The organism is Kosakonia sp. YIM B13588 (assembly GCF_042788165.1).
In the GTDB taxonomy this organism is placed as follows: Bacteria; Pseudomonadota; Gammaproteobacteria; order Enterobacterales; family Enterobacteriaceae; genus Kosakonia; species Kosakonia sacchari.
Genome location: NZ_JBHZPO010000007.1, coordinates 21,354 through 33,841 on the forward strand (window position 1 = coordinate 21,354; position 12,488 = coordinate 33,841).

Here is a 12,488-nt window from a genome sequence, read left to right on the forward strand (position 1 = left end):
AAGGAATTGATATGTCGTACGAGTATGTGGTTGTAACCATTATGCAAAAAGTGGCTGTTATCGAATTTAATTACGCACGCAAACTTAACGCGCTTAGCAAGGTGTTTATTGATGATTTGATGCGGGCGCTGGAGGATCTTAACAAACCGGAGATCCGTTGCGTGATCCTGCGCGCGCCGCATGGCGCGAAAGTCTTCTCCGCCGGGCATGATATACACGAGTTACCCTCAGGGCGGCGCGATCCTCTCTCTTATGACGACCCGCTACGCCAGATTACCCGCATGATTCAAAAATACCCGAAGCCCGTGATATCCATGGTGGAAGGCAGCGTCTGGGGAGGGGCTTTTGAAATGATCATGAGTTCCGATCTCATTATTGCCGCCAGTTCTTCAACCTTCTCTATGACGCCCGTTAATCTCGGTGTTCCTTATAACCTGGTCGGTATCCATAACCTGACGCGCGACGCCGGGTTCCATATCGTTAAAGAGCTGATTTTCACTGCGGCACCCATCACGGCGCAGCGGGCGCGGGAAGTTGGCATTTTGAACCATGTTGTCGACGCCAGCGAGCTGGAAGATTTCACCTTGCAGATGGCGCATCAGATCTCGGAGAAAGCACCGCTTGCCATCGCGGTAATTAAAGAAGAGCTACGCGTGCTTGGCGAAGCACATACCATGAATTCGGACGAGTTTGAACGTATTCAGGGTATGCGTCGCGCCGTTTATGACAGCCGGGATTATCAGGAAGGGATGAGCGCGTTTATGGAAAAACGTAAGCCAAACTTTCTTGGGCGCTGATTAACGGAGACGATAATGAAACAACCCTGGCCCCGGATGAGCGCCGACGAAGCGGCAGAAATCATCCAGCACGATGAGATGGTGGCTTTTAGTGGTTTTACTGCAGCAGGTTCGCCCAAAGCGCTTCCCGCCGCCATCGCACGTTGGGCACGGGAGCTACATCTACTGCAGCAACCTTTTCAAATCCGTTTGCTGACCGGCGCGTCCATTAGCGCGGCGGCTGATGATGCGTTATCGGAGGCGGACGCGGTCAGTTGGCGCGCGCCGTATCAGTCCGCAACGGGAATGCGACAAAAAATCAATCAGGGGCAAATTAAGTTTGTTGATCTGCATTTGAGTGAAGTTGCCCAGATGGTGAACTACGGTTTTTTTGGCGATATTGATATCGCGGTGATCGAAGCCTCTGCGTTGACATCCGATGGCAAAATATGGCTTTCCAGCGGGATTGGCAACGCGCCGACCTGGCTTAGAAAAGCGAAAAAAATCATCATTGAGCTTAATCACTACCACAGCCCGCGGGTGGCTGAACTCGCCGATATCGCCACGCCCGGCGCGCCGCCGTATCGCCACAGTGTCGCTATTTTTAGTGCGTTGGACAGGATTGGCCTGCACTATGTTCAGGTGGAACCCAAAAAGATTGTGGCGGTGGTGGATACTGAATTACCGGATGCCGGTAACGTGCTGGATGGCGCAAAACCTGTCTGCCAGCAAATTGCCGACAACGTAGTGACGTTTCTGCTGCAAGAAATGGCGCAGGGGCGTATTCCGCGCGAGTTTCTGCCGTTACAAAGCGGCGTGGGCAATATCAATAATGCCGTGATGGCGCGGCTCGGGGAAAGCCCCGACATCCCGGCATTTATGATGTACTCCGAAGTGTTGCAGGAGTCGGTAGCGCATTTACTTGCCGCAGGAAAAATCCTCGGTGTCAGCGCATCCAGCCTGACCGTTTCCGACAAGACGCTGCGTAACATATACGACAACATGGATTTTTTCGCCGGGCGTATTGTTTTGCGACCGCAGGAGATTTCCAATAACCCGGAAATTATCCGCCGTCTTGGGGTCATAGCGCTAAATGTCGGGCTGGAGTTTGATATTTACGGACACGCCAATTCAACGCACGTCGCGGGCGCTAACCTGATGAACGGGATTGGTGGCAGCGGAGACTTTGAGCGTAATGCTTATTTGTCGGTATTCATGGCGCCCTCGATTGCCAAAGAAGGAAAAATTTCTTCCATTGTGCCGATGTGCAGCCACGTTGATCACAGCGAGCATAGTGTCAAAGTGATCATTACGGAGCAGGGCATCGCCGATCTGCGCGGGTTGTCGCCAATTGAGCGCGCCCGCACCATTATTGATAATTGCGCACACCCACTCTATCGGGATTACCTTCATCGCTATCTGGAAACGGCTCCAGGCGGGCATCTTCATCACGATCTTAGTCGCGTATTCGAATTGCACACGAATTTACTGCACACAGGATCGATGCTCGGCTAAATTGCACGAATCGTCGCGATCGTCATTAATGTACTGACAGACTTCGGCGGTGTGCCGATGGTTTTTCAACGAATACAGGTATTCCTGCATATACATCGGTCCGTTTGGCGCATCGAAATATCGCAATGTGGTGGGGTTAACCAGATGCCAGGCGAAATAGGGGATCACGGTAAGAAACTGCCCGCGTTCCACCGCGCTGATTTTCGCCATAAAACTGTAGGCCCGGTAGATAACGGTTGGGTGGATCCCGCAAGGGCGCATGTGAGAATCGAGCATGGCTTCAAAATTCGCGCGGTTCTGAAAACGCATCTGCAACCACGGGAGTTCACGCAGTAGCTCCTGTGGCTGTTTTTGCTCATAGCGTCGGGAAACTAAAAATCCCAGACGCAGCGGAGGCAACTCGGTGGCAGCGAGGTTCTCCAGACCCAGAACACGCGGGGAAACCTGCTGGGGAGAAATAATAAAATCAAGCTGGTGGCCAAGCAGGTCATCAATCACGCCGTTGTCACTGAATTCGACGGCCTGCGTGCTGATATTGTCATATTTATCCCCCAGGCTTAGCAGTTGATCGAAAATGATGGTCGGATAGGTGTTGTCGACGCCAATAACGATTTTGTGTGAGCGCAGGGCGGAAGAGTGAAGCTCATTTTCAATTGCTGATAAGCGCTCATAAACCGGGAAAAGTTTCTGATAAAGCTCCTGCCCGGCTTTATTCAAACGGATACTGTTATCTTTGCGGGTAAAGAGCGGATAACCAATCTGCTCTTCCAGCGAGACAATACTTTTGCCAAACGGCGACGCGGTCATGTGTATTTTTTCTGCCGCTCTGGCAATGCTTTTCGTCTGCGCCAGTAAAATGAAGTTGCGCATTCTTTTGGAAATAAAAATAGAGTTGCTCATCTGAAAATCCCTCTCTGACTCAATAACCGATACGTATGGCCATCCGTGTCATCATTAGCATGCTATTTATTGCTGCCAGCAATGGTATAGCACTGCTGTCTGGCACGAACCAGAGGCATCAATGCAGAGTGGAAGAAAAGCCGCAGTTATTTGCGGCTTTTTCAGATTATTTCTTCAGCAGTCGTGGCAACTGGTTTTCCAGTTCAAGCAGACACGCATCCATCATTTTCTGCGTTTCTTGCGTCACTTTTTGGTAATTATTCGCCCGCCAGTCGGCCAGCGGCGCGGTTTTCACCGCTGGCGCACATTCTGCTCTCACAAAAGCGCTCAGCACATTGCCATCTTCTGCGCGTTTATAGAACAGCACGCGGTAGGCCAGATCATAATTACTGTTTCCCGCAGACATATCTGTATATACCAGCGACCACTGCGCTGCTGCGATATACAGCGGCTGTTTGTAGACATAATTACCGCCCTGTTTATCGAGCCATTCGCGAATTTTCACTTCAGCTTTTGGGCTTAAATAGCGCGATGTCGGTTCCGGCATGGAATCTATCGCGTTGCCTTTATAGCTATTTTTATCAAAGGCATCACCACTGCCTGCTCCGCCGCCAAGTGCTGCGCTGAGTAACGAAAGCCCCATGCCGGTGCCAGCATGGGCGGGGCTCACTTCACGCAGTTTCACATCCGGGTAGCGATTGTTATTCATTTCAAGTGGGCTAAAAATGGTGGCAACCTCAAGTGTTGTACCGTTGGTGGCTTTTACCGGGTGCGTACTGGTTCCCGCACATCCTGCCAGCAGGGCTACAGAGAGTACGCTGAGCGCTAATGCTTTAATTTTCACTTTTTTTCCTTCTTTTTTCCGTTTACAACGTTTAATCCAGCGGACCGGTTCTGTTAGTGAATACGCCGGGGGCCTGACTTGAGCAAAAAGTGGTTAGTTAAGATAACGGCATGATTTAAATAAGCTTTAGCGGGGATTTAGCACTGAATTTTCATCTTTATTGGTGCAAATCAAGGAATCTATGAGTGCTTTCGTGTGGAGAAAGGCATGGCAAATTATGTGGTCAGCGTTTCAGATCAGGCAGTCGCGGCCAATTTTTTCCCGGTGGAACAAGGCCTGAATGCCTTTAATGATGAGATCACCGGTATAAGCGATCGTAAGCCTTTGAGTGTACTGGTTAAAGATGCGAATACCGGTGAAGTCATTGGCGGGATGATTGGCCGTACTTCACTGGGGCTGCTGTTTATTGATCTGGTTTATCTTCCGCCAGCGCTTCGTGGGCAACGTCTTGGCGAAACACTACTGCGGCAGTTTGAAGAGGAAGGGCGAAAGCGCGGCTGCATCTCCGGTTTCCTTTACACCATCAGTTTCCAGGCTCCAGAGTTTTATAAAAAGAACGGTTGGCAAGAGTTTGGTCGTATCGATTGTCTGCCTGAGGGAACCAGCCGGGTTTTCCTGCGCAAGCAGCTTTAAGAGGCTCAAGCGAACCGCCTTTCGGTCATCACGGGCATTCGCCGAATGCCTGTACAATAACCCTCTCATTCATGCAGGTTTGTACAAACTCTACTCGTTTGTTCCGCTTTAAGTCTATTTATTAAGAAAACATTAGTTTGCATTTTATTTAAGTATTGTTTTTGGGATACGGGTAACAAATTTTTATTAAGTATCATTGAAATGTTTGTGGCAAACTTTCATGTAAAATGTATTATTGATTATGGGTGCTACAGTAAATTCTTATATTCTTTTGTGAAGCAATGAATAAATCTTATATTTCTGAACTGCAAAAGATGTCTCTGGTATTATTTTTAGCGAACAGGGGCGTCTGCAATATATTCGCTGATAATGAAGGAGATAAGCATACTTACAGCAGATCTCCCTTCACGAAAGCGTGGTTTTTGGATCATACTCACCGGATACACGTCCGTCATTTTGGTCGGATATGGCGGTTACTAAAAAAGCATGACACTGAGGCGACAAGCCGCACAGCCCTTGAAGCTTACTCGCTCTATGTCAGTGATTGTCTGCTGGAGTTGCAGTCTGCTCCGGTGTTGACGCTGGTTCAGGGCTGGGTATTAATCGAGGCTTATGAGAAGTGCCTTGCCTGTAGCGATGGGTGCGAACCTGCATGCTGTTTTGGCGAGCAATCCGCGCCTTCTTTGCTGGAAAAATATATATATCAGTTGTGTTTTGAACCTGGTTTGCAATTAGAATCCGGTTTATTAAAGCAAGCCTGTTTAGCGAGTCGGAATAATTCTTATTTATTAAATAAAACGCAACAGCTTAGCGATTAATTTTTGATAGCATTTATATAGATAAAGGATTCGAATTCAACATTATTTCCTCTGCTGTATGTCAATGTTCCCGGTAAAATATTTCCACCAGTAGCAAAAAATACATGTACAACCCTGCAATGGATTGCACGGTTTGCAGGACACTGATCACACATCCATGATTATCATCACAGTTCCCGTTTTGAAGGCTTGAGCCGCCTCGTCTGATTCGTTATAAGAGTTCCCAGGGCGTAATCAGAAGAAAACTGAGCGAAACCTGATTCCATTGTTGCCTTGCGTGGCGGCAATGGAGTCAGGTTTTTTTTTGCTTTTTTTTCGGGCGTACTCCTCCGGGAAGAACATCTGGGTTAAACAGTGAGAAAGCTGAAAATGAAAGTAGAAAAAATACTCAGCAACAACGCTGTCCTGCTCACCAATGCGCAGCAAGAAGAGATCGTGGCGATTGGGCGGGGCATTGGTTTTGGCAAAAGACCGGGCGATAAGGTCGACAACAGCCAGATTGAAAGCCAGTTCGTCAAAAAGTCGGAAGGACTGGCGGACGTCTTTTCGCAACTACTGGCGGAAATTCCGCCCCCTTATCTGGCTGTCACACAGCAGATCATTGCGCTGGCCCAGCAGCGGTTGGCGATCACAGTGCAGGACACGCTGTTCCTGGCGTTAAGCGATCATTTAAATTTTGCTATCCAGCGGCAAGCCAACGGACTGGTGATTAAGAACTTTTTGCTGTGGGACATTAAACGTTTTTATGCCCAGGAATATGCGGTGGGGCTTGAGGCATTGCAGCTTATCAACAGTAAACTCGGCATTAGCCTGCCGGAGGATGAAGCCGGGTTTATCGCACTGCATCTGGCGAACGCCAGGAATAACAGTGACATGCAAAGCACCATGCAGAGTGCCACCATCATTAAAGATGTGCTGACAATCCTGAAATACGATCTGCACCTGACCTATGACGAAGAGTCGCTAAATTATCAGCGGCTTATCACACACCTCAAATTTTTCGCACTGCGTTTGTTGAACCGCAATACCGTCGCGCACGGCGACGACAGCATCTATCAGGGCATCACCAGTATGATGCCGGCTGCCTATGCCTGCGCGATGAAAGTTAATGATTATGTTGAAAAAAATTACCAGTGCCAGCTCACCACCGACGAAGTGATGTTCCTGACGATCCATATCAATCGCCTGAGCGGTGGTTAACGGCGGCAAGATAAAGGAGAAAGTAACTATGCAAATGAGATTTCCCGAAGGTTTTCTGTGGGGTGGCTCGGTCGCCGCAAACCAGGTCGAAGGCGCATGGAACGAGGGAGGAAAAGGCGTTTCCACTTCCGATCTGCAACCGCAGGGAATACACGGTAATGTCGTTGAACGTGACGCGAACAGCACCGGTATCAAAGATATGGCCATCGATTTTTACCACCGTTATCCGGAAGATATTCAGTTATTTGCTGAGATGGGTTTTAAAGTATTGCGCACCTCGATTGCCTGGACGCGCATCTACCCAAATGGCGATGAAAGCGCACCAAACGAAGAGGGGCTGGCTTTTTACGACCGGCTGTTTGATGAAATGGCACGCTATGGCATCCAGCCGTTGATCACGCTTTCACACTACGAAATGCCTTACGGGTTGGTGAAAAACTATGATGGCTGGAGCAGCCGGAAGGTAATCGACCTGTTCGAGCGCTACGCGCGCACGCTCTTTACCCGCTATCGCGATAAAGTGAAATACTGGCTGACGTTTAACGAAATCAACATGGCATTGCATGCGCCGTTTACCGGCGTTGGGCTTGCGGGTGAGCGAAGTAAGCAGGAGATCTATCAGGCCATTCATCATCAACTGGTGGCGAGCGCCCGCGCGGTAAAAGCCTGCCATGAAATCATCCCGGATGCCAAAATCGGCAGCATGTTGCTGGGTGGCATTCGTTATCCGATCACCTGCAAACCGGAAGATGTACTGCAATCGCAGCGGGTAAATCGCGACTGGCTTTTTTTTGGCGATGTTCAGGCGCGTGGTGCTTATCCGGCGTGGATTGGCCGCTTTTTCCGCGAAAATAACATTTCGCTCAATATCACCGGGCAGGATGAACAGGATCTGCAAGAGACGGTCGATTTTATCTCGTTCAGTTATTACATGAGCGGTTGCGCTGCCGCACAGCCGGAGCTCTATCAAAGCTCGCGCACCAATATTATGCGCATGATCCCCAACCCGCATCTTGAAAGCTCCGAGTGGGGCTGGCAGATAGACCCGCAAGGGCTGCGATTTTTGCTCAATGAACTGCACGATCGTTACCAGAAGCCGCTGTTTATTGTGGAGAACGGGCTGGGGGCGAAGGATGTCCCCGCTGCGGATGGCTCGATTGAAGATGATTACCGCATCCAGTATTTGCAGGCGCATTTGGTGCAGGTCAGAGAGGCGATTGAAGATGGCGTGGAACTGCTGGGGTATACCAGTTGGGGGCCGATTGATCTAGTCAGCGCCGGAACCGCGCAGATGTCGAAACGCTATGGCTTTATCTATGTGGATCGCGACGATGCCGGGAATGGCACGCTGGCGCGTCGGCGTAAGAAAAGCTTCTTCTGGTATCGCGATGTGATCAGCAGTAATGGGGAAACGTTAGCGCCGTAATGTGAGTGCAAACTATGCCGGATGTGGCTTACGCCCATCCGGCATTTGTCGTTTATGGCGTCACGGTGACAATCGCGCGGCGGTAAGCGAAAAGTGACGGCATGCCGTCATCCTGCACCTGCAAAATGATGTGGAATGGCGTCGCGGTTTTGACTTGCGGTGCGGTAAAGCTGGCACCAAGTGAGTCACTATTCCCAGGCGCCAGTAACGTGCTTAATAGCGTTTTTGGAAGTGACATGGCGTTTTCCCTATCTTAAAAAACAAAAACCTGCTTTCCGTTGCCTGGCGGAGCAACGGAAAGCAGGTTTCGCCAAAAGGAGGTGTAACGTCCTGTGGGCATGGTTATAAAAAGAGTCGTTCAGGCAGGCAACGCATAATATTGATAAATGTGACCGGGGTTCTGTATTTGCCTGCCTGTTCAATTCCGGGTTAACGCTATTTGCGTGATGATTTTCACAAATTGATCATTTGCGGTGGTAATTGCCTGCGCGGCTTGTTAGAAAGAGGGCGTTAGTTAAGGACGTCACCAGAGAAATTCTGGGCGAGACCTGGATAAAGCAGTGTGTTTACACACTATTTTATCCAGGTTTTTTTTTGCTTTTTTCCAGCTGGCCAGCGGATGCAGGCAACACCAGGGTGATCTGATTATTACTGTCGTTTGTGAAACGGGAAGTCTCATTATGAATAACAAAGTACTGGCAGAAAATATTCTGCAGCTGGTAGGTGGAGAGAGCAACGTTACGACGCTGGTGCATTGCGCGACGCGTTTACGCTTTAAAATCATCGATAACAGCAAAGTGCGGTTGGCCGAACTCGACGCGCTGGACGGCGTCATTACCGTGGTGAATGGTTCAGGCCAGTTACAGGTGGTGATTGGCAACCGCGTGCCAGACGTGTTCCGCGCGTTTGGTACCATCTCCGGATTACTGGAGGATGATAAGAAGAAACAGCCTGCGGAACCGGCGCAAAATACAGCCTCGCTGTTAGGGCGTTTGATCGATTTGGTGGCCGGGATTTTCACGCCATTATTAGGCGCGATGGCCGCAGCCGGTGTGCTAAAAGGCGCGCTGGCGATTGTGCTGGCCGCCGGGTGGCTGAGCAATAAAGAGAGCACCTATATTATTTTGCATGCCGCATCCGACAGCCTGTTCTATTTTCTGCCGATGCTGTTAGCCATCACCTCTGCGCGTAAATTTGAAACCAATATCTTTGTTGCCGTGTCGATCGCGGGAGCGCTCATTTACCCCAGCATTCAAGGGTTATTTGATGGCGGTCAGCCGGTGAGTTTTTTTGGCCTGCCGGTGGTGATGATGAAATATACCGGCTCGGTGATCCCGATTATTTTCAGCGTCTGGCTGATGTCGATAATAGAGCGCTTTCTCAACCGTCATATTCATGAAAGCGTGCGCAATATTCTGACGCCGTTTTTCCTGCTGACGTTGATGGTGCCGCTGACGTTAATGACCATCGGGCCGATTGGTATTTCGATCAGTGAGGTTGTCGCCTCTTTATTTGTTTCGATTTACGGTTTCAACCCGATTATTGCCAGCGCGCTGATGGCTGCCGCCTGGCAGGTGTTGGTGATTTTCGGCGTGCACTGGGGCTTTGTTACCGTTTTTATCAACGACATTTCGGTGATGGGACACAGCTTTCTTAAAGCCGCCTCCAGCCCCTCGGTTTTCGCCCAGTCCGGTGCGTTGCTGGCGGTGATGCTGTGCGCGAAAGATAAAAAGCTGAAAGCACTGGCGGGCAGTACCTTTATCGCTTCGTTGTTCGGCATTACCGAGCCGGGTGTCTACGGCGTCACCTTGAAACTGAAAAAACCGTTTATCTGCGCGGTGATCGCGGCGGCCTTTGGCGGTGCGGTGGTTGGGTATGCCAAAAGCTCGGCGATTTCAATGGGCATGCCGGGGCTGCTGACGCTGCCTATTTTCTACGGCGACGGTTTTATCGGTTTTCTTATTGGCTGCGGCGTGGCGTTTATTGGCAGCCTGGTGCTTACGCTAATCGTTGGTTTTGACGAACCTTCCGTACAAGCGATATCTCACGCATCTGCGGGTGAAAAAGAGCATACCGCACATCAACCGGTGATGCCGAAAACCGCTGCGCTGGCTCCTGAGCAGATTACTGCACCGGTTTCCGGCGCGTTAATCCCGCTGGCTGAAGTGGATGATAAGGTCTTTTCGACAGGCGTTGTCGGGCCGGGTTTTGCCATTATTCCTGATGAAGGACGAGTTTATTCCCCGGTCGACGGCCATATTGCCAGCACCTTCGCCAGCGGCCATGCTATTGGCATTCGCTCCACGGCGGGCGCGGAAATACTGATCCACGTCGGGATTAATACCGTGCAACTGGATGGGCAATATTTCCATATGCAGGTGAACGAAGGCGATGAAATCAAAAAAGGCCAGCTTCTGCTGACCTTCGATCTCAATGAAATTAAACAGGCGGGTTATGACACGGTGACGCCAGTGGTCATCACCAACAGCGAAGCCTGGCGCGAATTACACATTAGCGATAAATCCCATTCCCGCTTTGGCGAGCCGGTAATGGCGCTATTGGTGTAACTCTCGCTGTCAGCGGGAAGCTATTTGCGGCGGGGGCGGTTGTCGCCGCAACCTATTAAAAACGTATTTATGCGTTAATTGATCTACCCCCACAGGACGTTACTGATTTTATTCAGGCGAGACCTGCAACTGACGGAGTATTTTCCGTCGGTTGCGGGTCTTTTTGTTTTCTGGGGGTAATACCGAGGGGAACTCATGAAGGTGAACAACATAATTTCTAAAAAGAGGTGTATTGCCGTGGCGTTATTATCCTGTTACGGCGCAAGTAGCGGGGTAATGGCGCAGCCGCTAACGCTTGAACAACGCATGGCGGCGCTGGAAGCGCAGTTGCGCGTTACGCAGCAGAAACTGCAAGCCTATGAAGAAAAAGAGCACGCGCAGCTACGCAACGTTGCTTCATCAGCCGCGCCTACGGCGCAATCTAATGCGACGGTTCAGGCTACGGCCGCGCAGGTTAAAACGGAGCCGGAGCTGTCGGCAGGGACACTGAAAAAAATAAGCCAGTATGTGCAGGATGATACCGGCTTTAAATATTCCGGTTATTTCCGCTCGGGTTGGGCAACCACCACCAATGGCGGACCAAAATCCTGGGCAGTGGGATCGCTTGGGCGTTTTGGTAACGAATATGACGGTTGGTATAACTTGTCATTAAAGAAACGAGCATGGCGTGATGGCGACAAAGCTATTTGGGCGAATGTGCAATTTGAGGGCGATCTCGGGTTAACCCAGAGCAATGAATCCTTTGAAAAAGGGATGTCCGGCGGCGGTATGGGCAAACTGAGTAAACTCTATGTGGAAGGCAACGGGCTGCTTCCTTTTGCGCCAGAGGCGTCGGTCTGGGTAGGGAAACATACGCTGCCACAGTATGAAATTCAGCTACTGGACTGGAAAAGCAATCGCACACTTTCTGGTGCAGGCGTTGGGATAGAAAACTGGAAGCTGCCGGTTGGCGCACTCAGTATGGCAATAACGCGTAATGATATTGATAACTACAGTACGGTGTGTGCGGCAGGTTCTTCCAGCTGTAGCGATACCACGCAGGTTAACGTCAATATCGCGGAAGTTCGCTACAAGAATCTTCCTGTCAGCGAAAATATGACGCTGGAGCTGGGGGCGAAATATGCGTTTGCTAACCAGACGGATGAGCAGAAAAAAGCGCAGGCGGATAATGATTATTATCAGGTGAAATCCTCATGGCTTGGACAGGCGATTTTGCGTAATCCCATTCTGAAAGGCTCAAACGAATTGACGCTGCAAGTGGCAAATAACTCCCTTGCCAGCCAGTTCATGAATATTTCCAGCGCCAATCCGGATTTTGATTACAACAGTTCTTACTACGGTATTCACAGCGGCGGTATTGGCTGGCGGTTAGTGGATCAGGGGGAGTTCTATCTGGGTGAGAAGTTAATCATGGCGCATGCGCTGGTGTATGGTCGCGGCCACGATCTTTACTCGACATATACCGGCGCGCATACGGACTTTACCACCGCGCGTGCGGTTATTCGTCCGTCATGGATCTGGAATCAAAACATGCAGACGGCGCTGGAATTGGGGTATTTCACGCAGAAAAATCGCGTCAATAATTCCACATCGGATGAATCTGGTTATAAGGTGACGCTGGCGCAGGTGTATAAAGTGGATACCAGCATTCTTAATTCCCGACCGGAACTTCGTCTCTATAGTACTTACCTGAAAGCGTTAGAGCATGAGATCGATAGCCAGACCTTTAACGACGGTAAGGATTATCAAATAAGTTTTGGTGTGCAGGCTGAAGTGGTCTTTTGAACAACAAAAACAGAATCCCCGCCG

11 protein-coding genes are annotated in these 12,488 nt (G+C 50.1%); 8 read left to right on the forward strand and 3 right to left on the reverse strand.

The genetic code is table 11. The annotated features are described in order from the left end of the window. Positions 1–11 precede the first annotated feature (11 nt). Together scpB and ACFX4U_RS13350 are read left to right on the forward strand one after the other, a co-directional pair. Positions 12–797: a methylmalonyl-CoA decarboxylase gene (scpB, locus tag ACFX4U_RS13345; RefSeq protein WP_313506488.1), complete on the forward strand. Its 786-nt coding sequence runs from the start codon at positions 12–14 to the stop codon at positions 795–797. Positions 798–812: 15 nt separating this feature from the next. Next, positions 813–2,291, forward strand: coding sequence for a succinate CoA transferase (locus ACFX4U_RS13350; protein WP_313506489.1), 1,479 nt, complete (start codon positions 813–815; stop codon positions 2,289–2,291). On the opposite strand, the gene ACFX4U_RS13355 is transcribed toward ACFX4U_RS13350, so the two are convergent. Beyond that, positions 2,262–3,191 carry a LysR family transcriptional regulator gene (locus ACFX4U_RS13355; RefSeq protein WP_313506490.1) on the reverse strand — a complete coding sequence of 310 codons (930 nt, stop codon included), beginning with the start codon at positions 3,189–3,191 and terminating at the stop codon, positions 2,262–2,264. The two genes, ACFX4U_RS13350 and ACFX4U_RS13355, sit on opposite strands and share 30 nt — an antisense overlap. A gap of 166 nt (positions 3,192–3,357) precedes the next feature. Continuing rightward, positions 3,358–4,035, reverse strand: coding sequence for a hypothetical protein (locus ACFX4U_RS13360; RefSeq protein ID WP_305736875.1), 678 nt, complete (start codon positions 4,033–4,035; stop codon positions 3,358–3,360). 207 nt (positions 4,036–4,242) lie between these two features. Between ACFX4U_RS13360 and ACFX4U_RS13365 the strand changes: the two genes are divergently transcribed. The 4 genes from ACFX4U_RS13365 to ACFX4U_RS13380 all read left to right on the forward strand — a co-directional run bounded on the left by ACFX4U_RS13365 (position 4,243) and on the right by ACFX4U_RS13380 (position 8,112). Next, positions 4,243–4,668: a GNAT family N-acetyltransferase gene (locus ACFX4U_RS13365; protein ID WP_313506491.1), complete on the forward strand. Its 426-nt coding sequence runs from the start codon at positions 4,243–4,245 to the stop codon at positions 4,666–4,668. A 281-nt stretch (positions 4,669–4,949) separates the two neighbouring features. Further along, entirely contained in the window at positions 4,950–5,486 is a 537-nt protein-coding gene (locus tag ACFX4U_RS13370; RefSeq protein WP_313506492.1) for a FlhC family transcriptional regulator, read from the forward strand. A gap of 369 nt (positions 5,487–5,855) precedes the next feature. Next, positions 5,856–6,686 (forward strand): BglG family transcription antiterminator LicT, encoded by an 831-nt coding sequence (gene licT, locus ACFX4U_RS13375; RefSeq protein WP_313506493.1) that lies wholly within the window; start codon positions 5,856–5,858, stop codon positions 6,684–6,686. Between the two features lie 28 nt (positions 6,687–6,714). Beyond that, positions 6,715–8,112, forward strand: coding sequence for a 6-phospho-beta-glucosidase (locus ACFX4U_RS13380; protein WP_313506494.1), 1,398 nt, complete (start codon positions 6,715–6,717; stop codon positions 8,110–8,112). A gap of 52 nt (positions 8,113–8,164) precedes the next feature. On the opposite strand, the gene ACFX4U_RS13385 is transcribed toward ACFX4U_RS13380, so the two are convergent. Next, positions 8,165–8,350, reverse strand: coding sequence for a hypothetical protein (locus ACFX4U_RS13385; RefSeq protein WP_313506495.1), 186 nt, complete (start codon positions 8,348–8,350; stop codon positions 8,165–8,167). 442 nt (positions 8,351–8,792) lie between these two features. Here ACFX4U_RS13385 and ACFX4U_RS13390 point away from each other — a divergent pair, with 442 nt between their 5' ends. Together ACFX4U_RS13390 and ACFX4U_RS13395 are read left to right on the forward strand one after the other, a co-directional pair. Then, entirely contained in the window at positions 8,793–10,679 is a 1,887-nt protein-coding gene (locus tag ACFX4U_RS13390) for a beta-glucoside-specific PTS transporter subunit IIABC (RefSeq protein ID WP_313506496.1), read from the forward strand. Between the two features lie 237 nt (positions 10,680–10,916). Continuing rightward, positions 10,917–12,464, forward strand: coding sequence for a carbohydrate porin (locus ACFX4U_RS13395; protein ID WP_313506497.1), 1,548 nt, complete (start codon positions 10,917–10,919; stop codon positions 12,462–12,464). Positions 12,465–12,488: the final 24 nt, after the last annotated feature.

What these genes read in the sequence shown, in the direction of transcription:
- scpB (WP_313506488.1), top strand. Translation starts at nt 12, where the DNA reads ATGTCGTACGAGTATGTGGTTGTAACCATTATGCAAAAAGTGGCTGTT.
- ACFX4U_RS13350 (WP_313506489.1), top strand. Translation starts at nt 813, where the DNA reads ATGAAACAACCCTGGCCCCGGATGAGCGCCGACGAAGCGGCAGAAATC.
- ACFX4U_RS13355 (WP_313506490.1), bottom strand. Translation starts at nt 3,191, where the DNA reads ATGAGCAACTCTATTTTTATTTCCAAAAGAATGCGCAACTTCATTTTA.
- ACFX4U_RS13365 (WP_313506491.1), top strand. Translation starts at nt 4,243, where the DNA reads ATGGCAAATTATGTGGTCAGCGTTTCAGATCAGGCAGTCGCGGCCAAT.
- ACFX4U_RS13370 (WP_313506492.1), top strand. Translation starts at nt 4,950, where the DNA reads ATGAATAAATCTTATATTTCTGAACTGCAAAAGATGTCTCTGGTATTA.
- licT (WP_313506493.1), top strand. Translation starts at nt 5,856, where the DNA reads ATGAAAGTAGAAAAAATACTCAGCAACAACGCTGTCCTGCTCACCAAT.
- ACFX4U_RS13380 (WP_313506494.1), top strand. Translation starts at nt 6,715, where the DNA reads ATGCAAATGAGATTTCCCGAAGGTTTTCTGTGGGGTGGCTCGGTCGCC.
- ACFX4U_RS13385 (WP_313506495.1), bottom strand. Translation starts at nt 8,350, where the DNA reads ATGTCACTTCCAAAAACGCTATTAAGCACGTTACTGGCGCCTGGGAAT.
- ACFX4U_RS13390 (WP_313506496.1), top strand. Translation starts at nt 8,793, where the DNA reads ATGAATAACAAAGTACTGGCAGAAAATATTCTGCAGCTGGTAGGTGGA.